Here is a 16394-nt window from a genome sequence, read left to right as displayed (position 1 = left end):
GGTTGGGGCTGCGGCTGCGCCGGCCCGTGCTCGCCCCCCTCGACGCCGACTCGGCCGCCGTTTTTGCCGGACCGGCAAAAGTGGCGGCATGAGAGCGGCCGGATGGGCATGGTGGGTTCGTGACCGAGAACATCGCAGCGGGATCGCCCGCGTCCGACGCTCCCACGCCCCCCGTCGACGGATACGTAGGAGACCCCGCAGTGCAGGCGGAGTGGGACAACCGGTACGCCGACCGGCAACAACTCTGGAGCGGCCGGCCGAACGGTGCGCTCGTGGCAGAGCTCGCCGGGCTCACCCCCGGGCGCGTTCTCGACGTCGGCTGCGGTGAGGGCGCGGACGCCGTCTGGCTCGCGCACCACGGATGGGACGTGACCGCGATCGAGGTCTCGGGCGTGGCCCTCGAGCGGGCTGCCGGGCACGCACGAGACGCAGGCGTCGCCGTTCGCTGGGTCCACGCCACACTGACGGACGCGGCGCTCCCGCCGGCCTCCTTCGACCTGGTCTCCGCGCAGTACCCGGCGCTGCTGCGCACTCCGGACGCCGCCGCCGAGCGAGCGTTGATCGCGGCCGTCGCGGTCGGCGGTGTGCTGCTGCTCGTCCACCACGCCGGAATGGACACCCGGCAGCCGGACGAAAGCGGCTTCGACCCGGCCGACTACGTCTGGCCCTCGACGGTCACGGCCCTCCTCGGCGACGACTGGGTGGTGGAGGTGGACGAGCAGCGCGCCCGCGTGGCACCCGACGGCGGAGCAGGCACGCACCACGCGGATGACCTGGTGCTGCGCGCCCGCCGACTGCGCTGATCGTGCAACAGCCGCTCGGAGACGACGACTTCCTCGCCCCCGCCGGCGTGGACGGCGACGGAGGGCCCTCACACATGTGCTGAGCGGTTGTGGGTCGCCCGGATGCTCCGCGAATGGGCGGATCCGCAGGTGATCCACAACCCGTCGCGATCTCCCCACCAGGGAGGAACGTGGCCACCCCGGTCCGCACCGGGGCTCGATGTCGAACTAGTCTTCGCGCCATGGCTTTGCGACCTGACGAGTTCTACGACCACGCGCTCGCCGCTGCCGATGCCGAGCGTCGGCTCCCACTCGCGCGCATGACAGGGTGGAGTATCAGCCCGTTCGAAGCGGACGGATTGCGCGTCTCGCCCCTGCGCCCTCCCGTTCTGCCCGAGCCTCCGCGACACGGCGAGGACCCGTCGAACTGTGACGCGTGCCGTGACCGAGGCGAAGGGATCTGGTTCAACGACAGCTGGCGGCTCACGCGGATCCCGGGAGTCGGTGTGCCGCTGGTACTCATGCTGCATCCGCTGGAGCACTACGACATGGACGACCTGCCCGACGAGTTGGCGGCCGAGCTGGGGGTCCTGTCCACCCACATCGTCCGCCATGTGCAGGCCCTGCCCCACATCTCGCGAGCCCACGTCTACCGCATCGGGGACGGCGGCGCGCACCTGCACATCTGGTTCTTCGCCCGGCCCGAGGGGCAGACCCAGCTGTACGGGTCATGGATGCCGGTCTGGGACGATCTGCTGCCGGAGTACCCGGCAGATGTCGCGGAGGCAGACGCGGCGGTCGTGGCAGACGCGTTGGTTGCCTCCGTCGGCGGGCGCCGCTCGGCTGCCGACGAATCGACGCACGACTGATCCACCGACGGACACCGAAACACCGGCGGACGCCGACAAACACCGGCGGAGGCCAAGGCACGACATCGGCGCTGACCGCGCCGATGTACGGCCATGTTCACGCATCCGGGCCGCAGTTCGGCGACGGAGGGTTGCCGGTCCTCGCACACGTGCGAGGACACGAGGACCGGCCCGGGGGATACCCCTCCTGAGGGTTCCCGCCGGACCGGCACCCGATGAGCGTGACGTCAGCAGGCGGAGACCCACAGGTGCGACCCGACCCGGTCGTTGACGAGCTCGCCCTGGCCGTGACCGGGACTGAAGAACTTCAGGCCGGACGCGCCGAGGTCGGGAATCGAGTGCCCCTGGTGGAGGCAGACCCACGAGCCGTTCCAGTCGGTGTCACGGTAGAGCTTCACGTCCTCGGCGACGCCGGGGTAGCCGTTGTTCCAGACGTCCGAGACCTTGTCGCGGCAGCCGGCCCAGTTGGCGTTCTCCCCGTTCCAACGGCAGTGGAAGCCGCCCGCGTGGGGGTGCTCCCAGGCGTAGAGGAAGCCGTCAGGTCCGGGAACCGCCGCAGGGGCGACGGCGGCCGGTGCCGTGGCGGCCCCGGGTACGACGGCGACGGCCTCGGGCACGGCGCCGCGGGCGTCGGCGACCGGGGCGGTCAGCAGGGTGAGGGCTGCGACGGTGAGTGCCGTCGTGAGGGCGCGAGAGATGCGCATGGTGTGCTCCTTCTCGGTTCGGTGAATCGGTGGGTTGGTGAATCGGTGGGTGGATGGGATGGACGGGGTGGTGCCGGACCGCAGTTCGTGCCGCGGTCGGCGGGCCGCCGCGTGCGTGGGGCACGTGGCGGAGCAGAGGGGCAGGCGGGTCAGGCCTGCGGGACGTCGCTGAGGATCCGGCGGGCACGGGGGAGCGCGGCGGCCCTCAGCCGGTCCCGCGTCTCGACGTCCGCGCGGTACTCCTCGGCGAGGAGCCTGTCGTGGTGGGCGTCGAGACGCCGGGCCGTGCGGGACAGCGCCGACTCCACGGCGCACCGCACCTCCGCCAGGGCGAGGCCGATCTCGCGGCCCTTGGGAAGGGGGCGTACGGGGGAGAGCGCGGCGGCACGGGCGGCTGCCGGCGTGGCGAAGGCGTACCCGATACGCCCCATGCACCGCCGCCACACGCCGAGGCTCCTCTGATAGCCGGTGTCGGCCACGACCCGGCTCCGGAGGATCTGTTGCAGGGTGCCCACCCGGGTCGATGACCGGAACCAGGCGCCGAGGTCTCCGTAGAGCCGCCGTTGGGACTCCGCGACACAGCCGCGATCGCTGCGGCGCATGGTTCCGCCGCCCGGGAGGCGTACGGTCAGCCCGTCCGGGGAGGGTCCGTTGGCGGCGACCAGCGCCGTGGCCTTGCGGTCCGCCGGCAGAGCGGCGAAGTAGGCGCGGTTCGGATCGTTCTTCACGAGGGCTCCCCGCTGCCGGCGCAGCTCGGCACCGTAGCCGTGCCGCCGGGCCCAGGCCTCGTCGTCGACGACGTACGGGAAGAGCGTGGAGTCCGGCTCGTCGCCGAGTGGGAACACGCGGTACGTGAATCCGTGCCGGCTCATGCAGTCGCTCAGCAGCCGTTGCTCGGCGTCGTGCAGCAGCCGGTCGTCCGAAGTGGTCACCGTCGCGCCGATGGGGCGCAGCGGGGGCGGCCGTTCGCCCGTCGGCGGCCCGTCGGGGGCCCACTGCACGGTGACGGAGAGCGCGATCGTGGTGCAGGTGACCGCCACGGCGGCGGCAAGCAGGGAGCGGCGGGCATGGCTGTTCCGGGACATGGGGATCTCCTGCGGTGGATTGGGGTGCGGTCCCGTGACGGTCCGCGGTGCGGGTGCGCCGCCTGCCCTGGTGCCGCGTTCCGTGGATTCGCCGTAGCGGTGGGCAGGGGGCACCAGGGGACAGCAGGGGGTCGGGACGTCCGGCCGAGGCGCGCCGCTGTCGAGCGGTGCGGCGGCCGGACAACCGAAGTCTGTGCCGTTCGGCGAGCGCGCCGCAAGCGTGTCCCGGGTGCTTCGGCGAAGTCGGGATGTCGCGGGATCCACACCTCTCTGACCTGCGGGGACGTCGCTGTCCCGGGACACGGGCGAGCCCGGGACAGGGACGGCGGGCGGGCGGTACGGCCATCGGGGTACGGCGTCGGCCGTACCCCGGGTCGTCCGGCCGACCGCGCAACGCGACGACCGCCGCGTCGTTCTCGTGGTGTGCTCCGCGCCTCCAGGGCGTGGGGAGGAGAGCGTCGTCGACGGCGTCGTCCGCGAGCGCGCGACGACCGGAGCGGAAGGAGCCGATCCGTGCACCAACGGACCAAGCCAGGAGGCGGACCGTTCCGTCGGGCGGGTGCGGGGCGCCGCCGGGCCACCGGGGCGATCGGCCGGGGGCCTGTTCTTCCCCGCCGAGGCTTCGCCGTGGCCATGGCGGCCCTGGGCGCGGCCGCCTGTCTCGCCTTGTTCCCCGCCGGAGCCACGACACCCGATTCGATCCGGGCCCCGGCGGCCGTACCGGACTCGGTCCGAGGCCGGGTGATGGCACCGGAGTCGGCTCCGAGCCGGGTGTCTGTACCGGAGTCGGTCGGGGCCACTGCGGTGATATCGGCAGCGGCGTCGAACCGGCTCCGGATGGCGGCGCCCCCCGAGCCGGCGCGGGGCCGGACGGCGGCGGCACTGCGGTTTCTCCCGGTCGGTGCCGCCACTCCCGCCCCGACCGCACCCGTTCTCGACCGGGAGTTCGCCGACCCGGACGTCGTGGCGGTCGGCGGGGTGTTCCACGCCTACGCCACCAACGTCGCCGGCCGGAACGTCCAGCACGCGACCTCCACCGACCTGGTCCATTGGACGGTCGACGAGCAGGACGTCCTGCCGGTGCTGGGCGACTGGGTCAGGCCCGACCCCCCGCACGACGTCTGGGCCCCGGAGGTCTTCGACAACGGCGACGGATTCACCCTCCAGTACACGGCACGCGACCGCGTCGGCGGGCGCCAGTGCATCGGCGCCGCCCTGGCGTCCTCGCCCGACGGCCCCTTCCGTCCGGCCGGCGACGGCGCCCTGGTCTGCCCGACGGAGGCGGGCGGCGCGATCGACGCGTCGAGCTACACCGAGAACGGCACCCGCCACCTGCTCTGGAAGAGCGACGGGAACTGCTGCCGACTGGACACCTGGCTCCACATCCAGCCCGTCTCGTGGGACGGCACCCGCGTCACGGGGGAACCGGTCAGGCTCCTCAGGCAGGACCGCGGGTGGGAGGGCGGCCTCGTCGAGGCGCCCACGCTCGTCAAGCGGGACGGCCGCTACGTCCTCCTGTACTCGGCCGGCGACTACCGGACCGCCGCGTACGCGACGGGCTGGGCGATCGCCGACACCCTCACCGGCCCTTACGTGAAGGGGGACGAGCCCCTCCTGACCACGACGTCCTTCTCGGGGGTGATCGGCGGACCGGGCGGCCAGGACGTCGTGACCGGCCCCGGCGGCCGGGACCGGATCCTCTTCCACGGGCGGGGCGCCGACCCCTCACGACGCGCGCTGTACGTGGCGGACCTCGGCTTCGCGGACGGCCGCCCGGTCGTCCGGGGCAGCAAGACGCTCTACGAGGCGGAGCTCGCCCGCGTGCACCGGGCGACGGTCCGCGAGGCGAAGGACGCGTGGGGCGACCGGGCCGTCGGGCACATCGACGAAGCCGACAGCTTCGTGGAGTTCCGGGTCTACGCGGCCTCGTCGGGACCGCACACCCTGACCGTCCGCTACGGCAACGGCTCGCTGGACGCGGCGGGTGCGCCGGCCGCCGCGACGCACGGCCTGACGGTCAACGGCGCGGCCGCGGGCGCCGTCGACTACCCGTACACGGGCTGGGACGCGTGGCAGCCGCGCGAGGTCCCGGTGGAGTTGCACGAGGGGTGGAACACTCTGCGCCTTTCGAAGGGGGAGCGCTACGCGGAGCTGGATGCCGTGCAGGTGGCGTAGAGCCGCCAACGCACCTTTGCGCGGACCCACTTCTCTCGCTCAGACCACTTCTCTCGCGCGGACCCACTTCTCTCGCTCAGACCACTTCTCTCGCTCGGACCCACTTCTCTCGCTCAGGCCCACCTCTGTCGGACGGTTCGGTCGCAGGACAGCACCCGTAGGCCTTCCGGGCTGTCGTCCAGGCAGCGCCGGGTCGCGGTGCTGCGGACCTCGAACGACGAGTCGCTCCCGGCGCTGACGGTCCAGCGCTGGGAGGCGGCCGGGCCGCAGGGTCCGGTGCGCAGGCCGTCGGCGCCGTGATCCAGGCACTCGCCGGTCGCGTGGTTCCGCAGCTGCGTGCCGCCGTCCGCCGTGGTGTGGACGGTCCAGCGTTGGTACGGCATGCCGTTGCACGGGAAGGAACGAGTGCCCTTGTCGAGACTGTCGTCGAGACAGGCTCCCGTGGCGCGGCTCACGAAGATCCTGTCGTGCTCCCGCGTGGCCGAAGTGCCGTGCGTCGCCACGGGCGGAGCGTCGTCACCGGGTGCCGGAGCGGAAGGCCGTACGAGTACGACGCCGCCGGCGCCGAGCACCAGCCCGAGTACGGTCCCGGCAAGGGCCCACGCGGTACGCCCGTTCCGGAGGGAGGGACGAGGCTTCGGGGCGCCCTCGGAGGGGGCGTCTCCTGCCGGGTCGCCGCCGGTCACGGGCGGCGGCGGTACCGCGTCCCGCTGACCGGCCCGGTCGGCCTGCACCGGTCTGCGCTGGCCCCGGTCGGCCGCTTCCCACAGGTGCCGGAAGTCGGCCGGGTCGCCGTCCAGCGCCCTGCACAGGTCGTGGACGGTGGACCACGGCGGGACGGTGCTGCCGCAGAAGTACCGGGACAGCGACGAATCGCTGATGCGCACACTCTCTTCGAGGGCGCGGAGCGTGCGACCGGAACGCCGCTGGAGGTCGCGCAGCGCCCGGCCCAGCACCAGGGCCGGTTCCATGTCGTCCGACCGGTCCGCAGCCATGAGGGCGTCCTTCTGTTCGAGCCACACACGAGGATGCGGTCAACCGGCCGCGCAGGCGGGGAACATGCTGTTTCAGCAGTTCAGAACCGTAGAACGCGGCCGATCTTGGTGGCAACCGGATCCACTCTCCCGGAGGAGTCCGGCCGCTGCGGTTGACCGGGGAGGCGGGCCGGATCGTCGTGGACGGCGGCGGCCCCCGCTTCGGTCAGGTAGGTCCGCGGAGTGCCGCCGGACAGCAGCCCGATGCCCGCGCCGTCCGCACGGCGCGCGGCCTTCATGTCCCAGACGTGTCGCCGATGAGCACGGCCCGGTCGGGCGCCACGTCCACCAGGGTGGGCGCGTGCTCGATCGGATCGGGGGCGGGTCTGCCCGCCTCGGCGTCGTCCGCGGTGGCGGTTTCGGCGACCACGTCGTCCGCGTCGACGGCCCGCCGCGAAGAAGGTGGCGTACAAGGTGTCGTGGCCGGTGCTGAGCCGATCGTCGCGCGACCGGTCCCGGCCCTCACCGAGCACGTGCTCCAGGAGCCGGTCTCGCGGCTGACCGATGCCGCGGCGCACGGCGTGGGCCGGTACCTCGTGTCGCCCTGAGGCAGGCCTCCCACCAGGCGAGGAGGTGAAGAGGGTTGGAGTAGACAAGGGTTCCGTCGACGTCGTCTCCGCACGGGATGCTCTTCGCCGCGTCCTCCTCGCGGGTGTGCGCGGACGCCTGCTCGAAGCCGCTCGGCCGGGGGAGCTCGGCATTGAGCCGCCACCCCCCAGTGTCGCGCCCGCCCCCGGTATCGGGGACGGGCGGCAGGCAGCGTGGACGGCGCGGGGGGAGGCCGGCCGGAACTCGCCCGGTGGTCAGCTCAGGCGGGGGCCGTCGGAGTCGCCGGGCGGCATCGGCCAGGCCTCCTGAGCTCCCGAAGACGTACTTGTCGGACCGGGCGCGCCCATCGTCCCCGGAGCCTCTCGGACCGGCGCGTCGGACGGCGTCAGCCCGCCGCCGCGGGGCGGACCGTCGGCGGTGTCCGAGGGCCGGACACGGCCGCGCCAGCCGCCGGTCTCGTGACCGTGGTCCTCGATGAAGCCCTTGAACCGCTTGAGGTCACCCTTGACCCGCCGGTCCAGGATGCCGAGCGCGTCGGCCGCCTTCTCGGCCATGCCGTCGGGTTCCACGTCCATGGCGAGACTCACCCGGGTGTGACCGTCGTCGAGCCCTTGGAACGTGACGACGCCCTTCTGCTTCACGTCGCCTCCGACGGTGCGCCACGAGATGCGCTCGTCGGCCAGCTGGTCGACGATCTCAGTGTCGAACTCGCGCCGGACGCCCGCGATCTTGGTCTGCCAGTGACAGTGTCGGTCGTCGACCTGCGTGACGTCCTCGACGCCCTCCATGAAGCTGGGGAACTCCTCGAACTGCGTCCACTGGTTGTAGGCGTTCCGCACGGGAACGTCCACGTCGATCGTCTGCTTCACCATGCTCATGTCGTGCCTCCTGCCTGTATCGCGAACAATTCGGTGTCTTTCCGCGCGTACCCGGCGAGGCCGAGCCCAATCACGGGCGCCCGATCCGGTGAAGATCCCGCTCCGGTTCCCGTCCGCCCTCCCGTCCCCCTTCGGGGCCGTCACCCCTCGGACGCCTCGACCGCTCCGCCGGGCAGCCGGTGGACGAGCGTGAAGCGATGCTTCACCCGGGCGTGTTCGATCCCCGCGGCGTCGCTCATGCGCGCCGTCACGTCGTAGGTGCCGCAGTGGGTGCGCCCGAGAGGCAGCCGTTCCGGCGGCAGACGGATCTCGTACGGGCCTCCGGCACGGAAGCTGCCCAACGCGCTTCGCCTGGCCACGGGATCCTCGCCCTCCCGGACCCTGATGGTTTCGAAGATCAGGCCGTCGGTGTCCGCCCCCAGCCGGAAGGTCAGCGCGATGCTGACCACCGCGCCCTCCGGCAGTTCGTACGGGATGTCGTCACCCGGGTCTTCGAGGGGCACGGTGAACTTCCCCAGCTCGTCGGAGACGAGCGTCAACTCCATCAGTTCGACGGTTCGCGCGGCGAGTCCACTCCCGTCCTCGGGAGAGGGGTACGACACGGGGGAACGGGAGGCACGGGTGGCGGGCGGCATGGGAATCAACTCCGCGAGGTGGGTGCGAGGCCCTGCCGGTTCCGGCCGCCGACGACCATGGCGCGTCAGGCGAGCCCGACACGGGCACGGTCCGGGACGACGGTGAAGAGGCGAAGGGTGCCCGTCCGGAGGAACAGGTGGTGCAGTTGGCGGGGGATCGGTCCGATCAGGAGAAGGTTGGGGTGGGAGAAGTGCGCGGAGAGCAGTTCGTGCAGGAAGGACGAGTCCCCGAAGGTGACCCGCGCGAGGTCGAGAACGGTGTGGGCCGCCCGTTCGTGCCGTGCGTCGGTGAGGGCCTCATGCAGGCAGGACACGGTGCTGACGCCGAATGAGCCGGTCAGTGTCAGAAGGACGGTGCCGGACTCGGACGAGGCTTCCCGGACGACACGTCCGCCGTTCCCCACCCGGTGGGGCGGGGGATCCGCCGGCGGACGGGCCGTGGCAGGCGCGGGGCGTCGGTTCCTGGTCATGGTGAGGGCATCCAGCCCGGGCGTCGGTACGGCGACGGAAGTCAGGACTAGGCGGAGACCGTGCCGCAGATGGGCAGCGCGCCGACATCGACGGCGGCCATCTTGCCTGCGGCGTCCACGAGTGTCTCGGCCCAGTGGACACGGGTCGCGTCCGGGGTCATGAGTTCACGTGCGGTGGTCATGGTCGGTCACCCTCGTACGGGTCGCGGAAGGCGCTTCTCACGGCGCATGCCCGCTGCTCGATCCCACAACCGTCGGAATCGCGGTTCTTTGCACGCGGGGCCGCAGGTCCCCGGGTGCGACCTGCGACCGGTGCGGTGGATACGACGCGTACGACGGATGCATGACACCGTGCAGAACGGGCAACCGCCGGGGGAACGGAGGCTGCGCGCCGACCATGGCCCGTGGCCCCCGGCGGCATTCGGAGGTGGCGTCATGGTTCCCCTGCTTCTCGTCCTGTTGGTGATTCTGATCCTGTTCGGCGCGGGCTTCGCGCTCGACGTGCTGTGGTGGGTCGCCATAGCCGTGCTCGTGCTGTGGCTGCTGGGGTTCCTGATGCGGAGCGGCAGCGGTCGCTGGTACCGGTGGTGACCCGGAGCCGAGGTGGGCGTCAGGTCCCGGCGTAGACCTGGCGGCCCGACGTGAGTCGAGGGCCTCGCGTGCGGACCCTCGACTCGGGAAGCCGGCCTGACAGGGGAAGCGGGGGAGCTCGGTGAGGCGGGTGGTGGTCATGGTGAGGCCGGTGCGGTCAGGGCCCCCAGGAACTGGCGGACGTCGCGCCCGGACGTTCGAAGGCCCTGGAGATCACCGGTGTGCGTCGCGCTGGACGAGATCGCCCAAGGCTGAACCGGCCGCCGAGTCCACGAACGTCGTCGACCTCATCGAGGCCCTCGCAGCCTGAAGTGCCCAGCGGGTCCTCCAAGGCGAGCCGGCAGAGGCGCAGTCGGCGACGATTTCCTCTTCGCCGGGAAACGCCGCCCATCGATCGCCCGGAGCTGCGGCACGTGGTCGTGGACCACCGCGTCCAGCCTTCGGGGCACGCGGTGCTGATGGATCACGCGGAACATCAAGGCCGGGTCGAAGGTCGGTCGGCCGCAGTCGAAGCCATCGGTGACCGCGGCAGCCCGTCCGCTCGGCCCGCGCGCCGCGCTCCGCTCACGGACGTCGCACCTGGAGCGCCACGCGCCGCGGAACGGTGATCGGGACCGGCGTCCGAGCAGGGGGCACGCGTAGAATGCGGAGCGGACACGAGCGTGTGCCCGGACGTCCACCTGTGGCGGAACGGAGGCCGTCGTGACCGGTTCCGCGATGCCCACAGGACCACCGTACGGCGCTCTGGTGGATCCCGGATTCGCCGCTCTGATCGCCGAGAACCGGTGGTTGCGCGCCCAGCTCGCGCACCGCCGTCTGTTCGATCTCGCCGCCGGCGTGCTCGCCGCCCAGATGCGGATGTCCACCTCCGACGCGGCCGAGCACCTGACCGCTCTCGCACAAGCCACCGGTCTTTCGGTCGGGGACCTGGCCGCGGACGTGGTGAACGCCGTCGCAGGGAGCGACGGTCCCGCCGACGCCGTCCCGACGCAGTACGGAGGAACTGCCGCCGACCAGCTCGCAGAGGCCCGCCGCGCCCGGCGTACCGCCTCGGAGGCGGAGGCCGCCTCCACTGCTTCCGAGGCGGCGCGCACCCTGCTGCGGGACGGGCTCTCCCCGTACGGTGCGGACAGCCTCTGGCTCTGGCAGCGGGTGGACCACGGCTGTCTTCGTCTCGCCGGGTACGCGGGGATCGGCGCAGCCGAAGCCGCGGCGTGGCAGTGGATTCCTCCAGGGGCTCCGGGGCCGTTCCGTGCCGTCCTCGCGGAGGGCGTGCCTGTCTGGTTGGAAGAGGGGCCGGCCCGCGGGGAGATCCTGCCAGGGCCCTCGGCACGCGCGGCACGCGCGCTGCTGCCGCTCTTCCGCCGCGGCAAGCAGGTCGGTCTGGCCCTGGTCGGCTGGCCTGGCCCCACGGCCTTCGACGGAACGCTGCGGCAGGCCCTCACCGGTCTCCTGGGAGTGGGGGGCACAGTGCTGGACACCGCCGACTCGGCGCGGCCCGCCGTGTCGGTACCCGTACTCGTCGACATCCTCGACTCCCTCACCCATCCGGCGGCGCTGCTACGCGTCCACAGCACCACCGGGACGCCGGCCGCCGACCATCTGAACGACGAGGCGGTCGCCGCGCTGGGGAGCCCGCACCGGGAGGAGGGCGCCCCTCTCGTCAGGTTCTTCCCGTTGGTCCACGTGGAGCTCGCCAGGATGGTGCGGCGGGCCGTCAGCACCCGACGCGCCCAGCGGGCCGCGCGGCTGCCGACGCCCGCCCGCGCCGGGGAGCACGCCCCGCTGCTCGACGTGCGCGTGCTGCCGGTCGGCGAGGAGCGTGTCGTCGTCCTGTGGCACAACCTGACGGATCCCGGCCTCGCGACGGCACGCGCGACGGCCCGGTTGCAGAGCGTGGCCACCTTCCAGGACAGCCTCGCCGGTGGCGAGACCTCGTGGTCCGAGCAGGCCTACGGGGTGTTCGGCCTGGACCGGGACGAGCCGCCGGTCCCTCTGGAGGCCATGCGGGGGCGGCTGCACCGGGACGACGGTGCGGCCCTCACCGACCTCCTGAAGACCCTGACCGAGCACCAGACGGGCGGGCAGGCCGTCCTGAGGATCATCCTGCCCAGCGGGGCCGTGCGCCACGTCCGCGTCGCGGCGGAGCCGCTGATCGGCGAAGGGACGGTCACCGGCATCGTCGGGGTGTACCAGGACGTGTCGGACAGCCGGCGTACCGAGGCCGCGTTGACGGCGACCTTCGACCAGCTCACCGCGCTGCATCAGCAGGCGGAGACGCGCCATCAGCTGGCGCTCCAGCTCCAGCGGGCGATCGTCCCCGAAGTCCCCGCCTCCCTGGAACTGCCCGGAGACCTCACAGTGGCCGTGCGGTACCGGCCGGCCACGGAGGAGTACCGGGTCGGCGGCGACTGGTACGACGTGCTGGCGCTGCCGAGCGGCAAGATCCTGGTGGCCGTGGGTGACATCGCGGGGCACGGGATCGACTCGGTCACCGGGATGGTGGCGCTGCGCAACGCCCAACGGGCGCTCGCCTTCACCGGTGACTCGCCCCGGCGCCTGATGGGGTGGCTCAACGAAGTGACCCTGCGGACCGGGGGCGGCACGACGGCGACGGCGGTGTGCGCCCTGTACGACCCGGAGGACGGGGGCCTGCTCTGGTCGAGCGCGGGACACCTGCCGATGCTGCTGCTGCGGGACGGCCGGGCGCGGCTGCTCGACCCGCCGCATGACGTTCTGCTGGGTGCGGTGCCCGCGTTCTCCTACCGGGAGCAGCGGATCGGCCTGCGCCCCGGGGACACGCTGCTGCTGTACACCGACGGGCTGATCGAGCGACGTCACGCCGGACTGGACGAGGGTCTCGCGCGGCTCGCCGCGGAGGCGGAGCGGCTCGCGGGCCGTGAGCCCGGCCGGCTCGTGGACGAACTGCTCAGCACGGCGACCGGGGACACCGACGACGATACGAGCCTGGTGGCCGTGCGGGTGGGGGGCGTCCGTCGGTCCTGAGGCGAACCCCCGGCGCGGTGACCCTCGTCTCGTGGTGGAGCCGTCAGCCGTTGAGCCAGGAGCGGATCTTGGCGGTGAGTTCGTCCTCGTCGACGGGCTTGGACACGTAGTCGTCGGCGCCGGCTTCCATGGCGTCGGCGCGGTCGCCCGCCATGGCCTTCGCGGTCACCACGATGACAGGGAGCCTCTCGCGACCCGGGAGCCTCCTGATCGCCTGGATGGCGGTGTAGCCGTCCATTCCGGCCATCATGACGTCCATCAGCACCAGCCGGACCTCGGCGTGGGCGGCGAGCGCGTCGAGACCGGCACGACCGCCGTCGGCGGTCAGCACGCGCAGGCCGTGCGCTTCGAGGACCTCTGTCAGGGCGAAGACGTTGCGGGAGTCGTCGTCGACGATCAGTACGGTCTCACCGTCCGTCGCCTTCCCGGTGCCGGTCTCGTCGATCAGGACGGCGAGGGAGGGGGAGCCCGAAGCCCGCCGCGGGCTGCCGTCGGAAGCCGTCCGCGGTGCGGCGTCGTGAGTCGACCGGGGCACGGGCAGATACAACGTGAAGGCGCTGCCGTGGTCGGGGACGCTTTCCGCCTCGATGGTCCCGCCGAGGAGTCCTGCCACCTCGCGGCTGATCGACAGCCCGAGGCCGGTGCCTCCGTAACGCCGTGCGGCCGTGCCGTCGCCCTGCTGGAAGGCCTCGAAGACGAGCCTCAGCTGCTCGACGGGGATGCCGACGCCGGTGTCGGTCACCCGGAAGGCGAGGACGAGCCGACCGTCGCGCAGATCGGCCGGCGTCTCGTCGGGACCCGCCCGTTCGACGGTGAGCGCCACCCGGCCCTCGTCGGTGAACTTGAGGGCGTTGGAGAGCAGGTTGCGCAGGATCTGGCGGAGCCGGGCCTCGTCGCTGTTCAGTTCGTCGGGTACGTCGTCCGCCACGGTGACGGTGAACTCCAGCTGCCGCTCGTCGGCCACCGGCCCGAACGTGGCCTCCAAGTGCTCCGTGAGCACATGGAGGGGGAACGGCTCGTGCCTGATGTCCATCTTGCCGGCCTCGACCTTCGACAGGTCGAGGATGTCGTTGATCAGCTGGAGCAGGTCGGAGCCGGCGGAGTGGATGACCTCGGCGTAGTCGATCTGCTTCTCCGTCAGGTTCCCCTGGGTGTTCTGGGTGAGCAGTCTGGCCAGGATCAGCAGGCTGTTCAGCGGTGTGCGCAGCTCGTGACTCATGTTGGCGAGGAACTCGGACTTGTACATGGAGTTGCGGGAGAGTTGCTGAGCCCTCACCTCCAGCTCCTGACGTGCCTGCTCGATGACCAGGTTCTTGGATTCGATGTCCTTGTTGCGCTGGGCGAGGAGGGCGGCCTGCTCCTGCAACTCCGCGTTGGAGCGCTGGAGTTCCTGCTGCCTTGTCTGCAGTTCCTTCGACCGGGAGCGCAGCTCGTCCGCGAGCTGCCGGTACTGGCCGAGGAGTTCGTCGGTGCGGAGATCGGCGACCAGTGAGCTGAGGACCGCTCCGGCGCTGTCCACGAAGCGGTCGAGGAACTCCCGGCGCGGGCCGGTGAAGGGGTGGAGCGAGGCGAACTCGACGGCTCCCAGGACCTGTTCCTCGACGACGATCGGCAGGACGATCAGTGCGATCGGCTCTCCGGATCCCGATCCGGAGGAGATGGTGGCGTAACCGTCGGGCACGTCCTCGACGAGGAGCGCGTGGCGGTCGCGGGCGGCCTGCCCGACCAAGGACTGGCCGAGATGGAAGCGGCGCGGCTCGGTGCCGGGGGCGTCCGGGGACCCGTAGGCGGCGGTCATGGTGAGCACGACGCCCTCTTCCTCGTCCGCGGCCAGGAAGAAGGCGCCGTACTGGGCGCCGACCAGCGGGGGCAGTTCAGCCATGATCAGTTCGGCGATCTGGGGCAGGCTCCGGGTGCCCTGCAGGAGCCCGGTGATCCGGGCGAGGTTGGTCTGGAGCCAGTCCTGTTCCTCGTTGGCCCGGGTCGTGGCACGCAGCGACTCGACCATCGCGTTGATGTTGTCGCGCAGGTCCCCGACCTCGCCCGGCGCCTCGGCCGTGATCGAACGCGTCAGGTCTCCCTCGGCGACGGCGCTGGTGACCTCGGCGATGGCGCGGACCTGGCGGGTCAGGTTCCCGGCGAGTTCGTTGACGTTCTCGGTGAGCCGTTTCCACGTGCCGGAGACACCTTCGACCTCGGCCTGGCCGCCCAGTTTGCCCTGGGTGCCGACCTCGCGGGCGACCCGAGTCACCTCGGCGGCGAAGGACGACAGCTGGTCGACCATCGTGTTGATGGTGGTCTTGAGTTCGAGGATCTCGCCGCGGGCCGAGACGTCGATCCGGCTGGTCAGGTCTCCCTGGGCGACGGCGGTGGTGACCTGGGCGATGTTGCGCACCTGGTTGGTGAGGTTGTCGGCCATGGAGTTGACGTTGTCGGTGAGGTCCTTCCAGGTGCCGGACACCCCGCGCACCGTGGCCTGACCGCCGAGCTTTCCCTCGGTGCCCACCTCGCGGGCCACCCGGGTGACCTCCTCGGCGAAGGAGGAGAGCCGGTCGACCATCGTGTTGATGGTCTCCTTCAGCTCCAGGATCTCGCCGCGCGCGTCCACCCGGATCTTGCGCGTGAGGTCGCCGCCGGCGACGGCGGTGGCGATCTGGGCGATGGACCGCACCTGTGAGGTCAGGTTGTCGGCCATCGTGTTGACACCGGACGTCAGCTCCCGCCACACCCCGCGCGCGCCGGGTTCGCGGATCCGGCCGCCGAGCAGCCCCCGCCCGCCGACCTCGCCGGCGACGCGGGTGACCTCGGAGGTGACGAGCGACAGTTGGCCGACCATGTCGTTGTAGACCGCGGCGATCTCGGCGAGGATGCCGCCCCCGGTGTCGGGCAGCCGGACGGAGAGGTCTCCGTCCCGTACGGCGGTGAGTCCCGTGAGCAGTTGCCGCAGGCCGTCCTCGCCCAGCTCCACGTGAGTCGGCACCGGGCTGGGGGGCGGTCTGCGCTCTGCCATGGGGACCTCGCACAGGACGACGATCGTGGCGCGGGCAGGGGCGCGAGTGCGGCGTACACCGTGGATGTCCCCGGCCACCCCTCCACTGTAGGGCGGTCACTCACTCCGGGCTCGGCGCTGGTGGCGCCACCTGCTCGCACCAGAACGTCCTGTCTCCAGCTAAGGTACAAAAGGAGCAAAAGGTCTGATAGGGCTGGTGGGCTCATGCGGGACGAACAGCCGGTGGCCGGAGTGGGCGCGTCCCCGCCCGACCGGTTCACGGTCGAGGTCCGACCCGTGCCGGGCGCGGACACCGACGTCCTGCTGATCGCGGGGGAACTCGATCGCGACACGATGGCCCCGCTGAGTGCGGCCCTGGAGGAACACGTCGGAGCCGGGAGGGTCGTCGTCGACTGCTCCGCCCTGGCGTTCTGCGACTCGTCGGGGCTCAACGCCCTGCTGAAGGCGCGTCTACGGGCACTGGAGGACGGTGGGCGGGTGGAGCTCGTGGGGCTGCGGCCGCCGGTGGACCGGATGTTCGAGATCACCGGGGTCCGGGCGGTCTTCCAGGTGTACGAGACGCTGGGCGAGGCGCTCGCCGAGAGCGCCCCCTGAGGCGGCGGGAAC

13 protein-coding genes and 2 pseudogenes are annotated in these 16394 nt (G+C 71.9%); 6 read left to right on the top strand and 9 right to left on the bottom strand.

Annotated elements, in window-relative coordinates:
• The first annotated feature begins 119 nt into the window (after positions 1-119).
• Positions 120-803, top strand: coding sequence for a bifunctional 2-polyprenyl-6-hydroxyphenol methylase/3-demethylubiquinol 3-O-methyltransferase UbiG (locus tag E0F75_RS32065; RefSeq protein WP_229314466.1), 684 nt, complete (start codon positions 120-122; stop codon positions 801-803).
• A 485-nt stretch (positions 804-1288) separates the two neighbouring features.
• A complete protein-coding gene (locus E0F75_RS32060) occupies positions 1289-1651 on the top strand; it encodes a hypothetical protein (RefSeq protein ID WP_229314465.1) in 363 nt (120 codons plus the stop codon).
• A gap of 227 nt (positions 1652-1878) precedes the next feature.
• On the opposite strand, the gene E0F75_RS32055 is transcribed toward E0F75_RS32060, so the two are convergent.
• Positions 1879-2355: a peptidase inhibitor family I36 protein gene (locus tag E0F75_RS32055; protein WP_229314464.1), complete on the bottom strand. Its 477-nt coding sequence runs from the start codon at positions 2353-2355 to the stop codon at positions 1879-1881.
• Positions 2356-2504: 149 nt separating this feature from the next.
• Positions 2505-3440 carry a hypothetical protein gene (locus E0F75_RS32050; protein ID WP_229314463.1) on the bottom strand — a complete coding sequence of 312 codons (936 nt, stop codon included), beginning with the start codon at positions 3438-3440 and terminating at the stop codon, positions 2505-2507.
• An 837-nt stretch (positions 3441-4277) separates the two neighbouring features.
• Here E0F75_RS32050 and E0F75_RS32045 point away from each other — a divergent pair.
• Positions 4278-5615 (top strand): family 43 glycosylhydrolase, encoded by a 1338-nt coding sequence (locus E0F75_RS32045; RefSeq protein WP_229314462.1) that lies wholly within the window; start codon positions 4278-4280, stop codon positions 5613-5615.
• 113 nt (positions 5616-5728) lie between these two features.
• Here E0F75_RS32045 and E0F75_RS32040 read toward each other — a convergent pair whose 3' ends face one another.
• From E0F75_RS32040 to E0F75_RS40175, 6 genes and pseudogenes are all read right to left on the bottom strand, one after another.
• On the bottom strand, positions 5729-6610 hold the full coding sequence (locus E0F75_RS32040; RefSeq protein ID WP_229314461.1) for an XRE family transcriptional regulator: 882 nt from the start codon (positions 6608-6610) through the stop codon (positions 5729-5731).
• Between the two features lie 80 nt (positions 6611-6690).
• Positions 6691-7276 (bottom strand): annotated as a pseudogene (locus E0F75_RS32035) (HAD family hydrolase).
• Positions 7277-7605: 329 nt separating this feature from the next.
• Positions 7606-8076, bottom strand: a pseudogene (locus E0F75_RS32025) (SRPBCC family protein); the annotation flags it as partial.
• Between the two features lie 140 nt (positions 8077-8216).
• Complete coding sequence (locus tag E0F75_RS32020; protein ID WP_229314460.1) at positions 8217-8678, bottom strand: hypothetical protein; 462 nt, start codon at positions 8676-8678, stop codon at positions 8217-8219.
• Between the two features lie 98 nt (positions 8679-8776).
• Positions 8777-9181, bottom strand: a complete 405-nt coding sequence (locus tag E0F75_RS40780) for an STAS domain-containing protein (RefSeq protein ID WP_374115466.1) — start codon at positions 9179-9181, stop codon at positions 8777-8779.
• A 47-nt stretch (positions 9182-9228) separates the two neighbouring features.
• Positions 9229-9363 carry a hypothetical protein gene (locus E0F75_RS40175; RefSeq protein WP_267499808.1) on the bottom strand — a complete coding sequence of 45 codons (135 nt, stop codon included), beginning with the start codon at positions 9361-9363 and terminating at the stop codon, positions 9229-9231.
• Positions 9364-9616: 253 nt separating this feature from the next.
• Between E0F75_RS40175 and E0F75_RS32010 the strand changes: the two genes are divergently transcribed.
• Both E0F75_RS32010 and E0F75_RS32005 read left to right on the top strand, forming a co-directional pair.
• Entirely contained in the window at positions 9617-9772 is a 156-nt protein-coding gene (locus E0F75_RS32010; RefSeq protein ID WP_229314458.1) for a hydrophobic protein, read from the top strand.
• 702 nt (positions 9773-10474) lie between these two features.
• Positions 10475-12778: a SpoIIE family protein phosphatase gene (locus E0F75_RS32005; protein WP_229314457.1), complete on the top strand. Its 2304-nt coding sequence runs from the start codon at positions 10475-10477 to the stop codon at positions 12776-12778.
• A 43-nt stretch (positions 12779-12821) separates the two neighbouring features.
• On the opposite strand, the gene E0F75_RS32000 is transcribed toward E0F75_RS32005, so the two are convergent.
• Positions 12822-15788 carry a HAMP domain-containing protein gene (locus E0F75_RS32000; protein WP_229314502.1) on the bottom strand — a complete coding sequence of 989 codons (2967 nt, stop codon included), beginning with the start codon at positions 15786-15788 and terminating at the stop codon, positions 12822-12824.
• Between the two features lie 204 nt (positions 15789-15992).
• Here E0F75_RS32000 and E0F75_RS31995 point away from each other — a divergent pair, with 204 nt between their 5' ends.
• Positions 15993-16382 (top strand): STAS domain-containing protein, encoded by a 390-nt coding sequence (locus E0F75_RS31995; RefSeq protein ID WP_229314456.1) that lies wholly within the window; start codon positions 15993-15995, stop codon positions 16380-16382.
• The last annotated feature ends 12 nt before the right edge of the window (positions 16383-16394 follow it).

Origin of the sequence: Streptomyces sp. CB02980 (assembly GCF_014451325.2) — a bacterium.
Classification (GTDB): domain Bacteria; phylum Actinomycetota; class Actinomycetes; order Streptomycetales; family Streptomycetaceae; genus Streptomyces.
The sequence above is the reverse complement of the archived record's forward strand: the minus strand, read 5'-3'. Positions and strand labels throughout refer to the sequence as shown.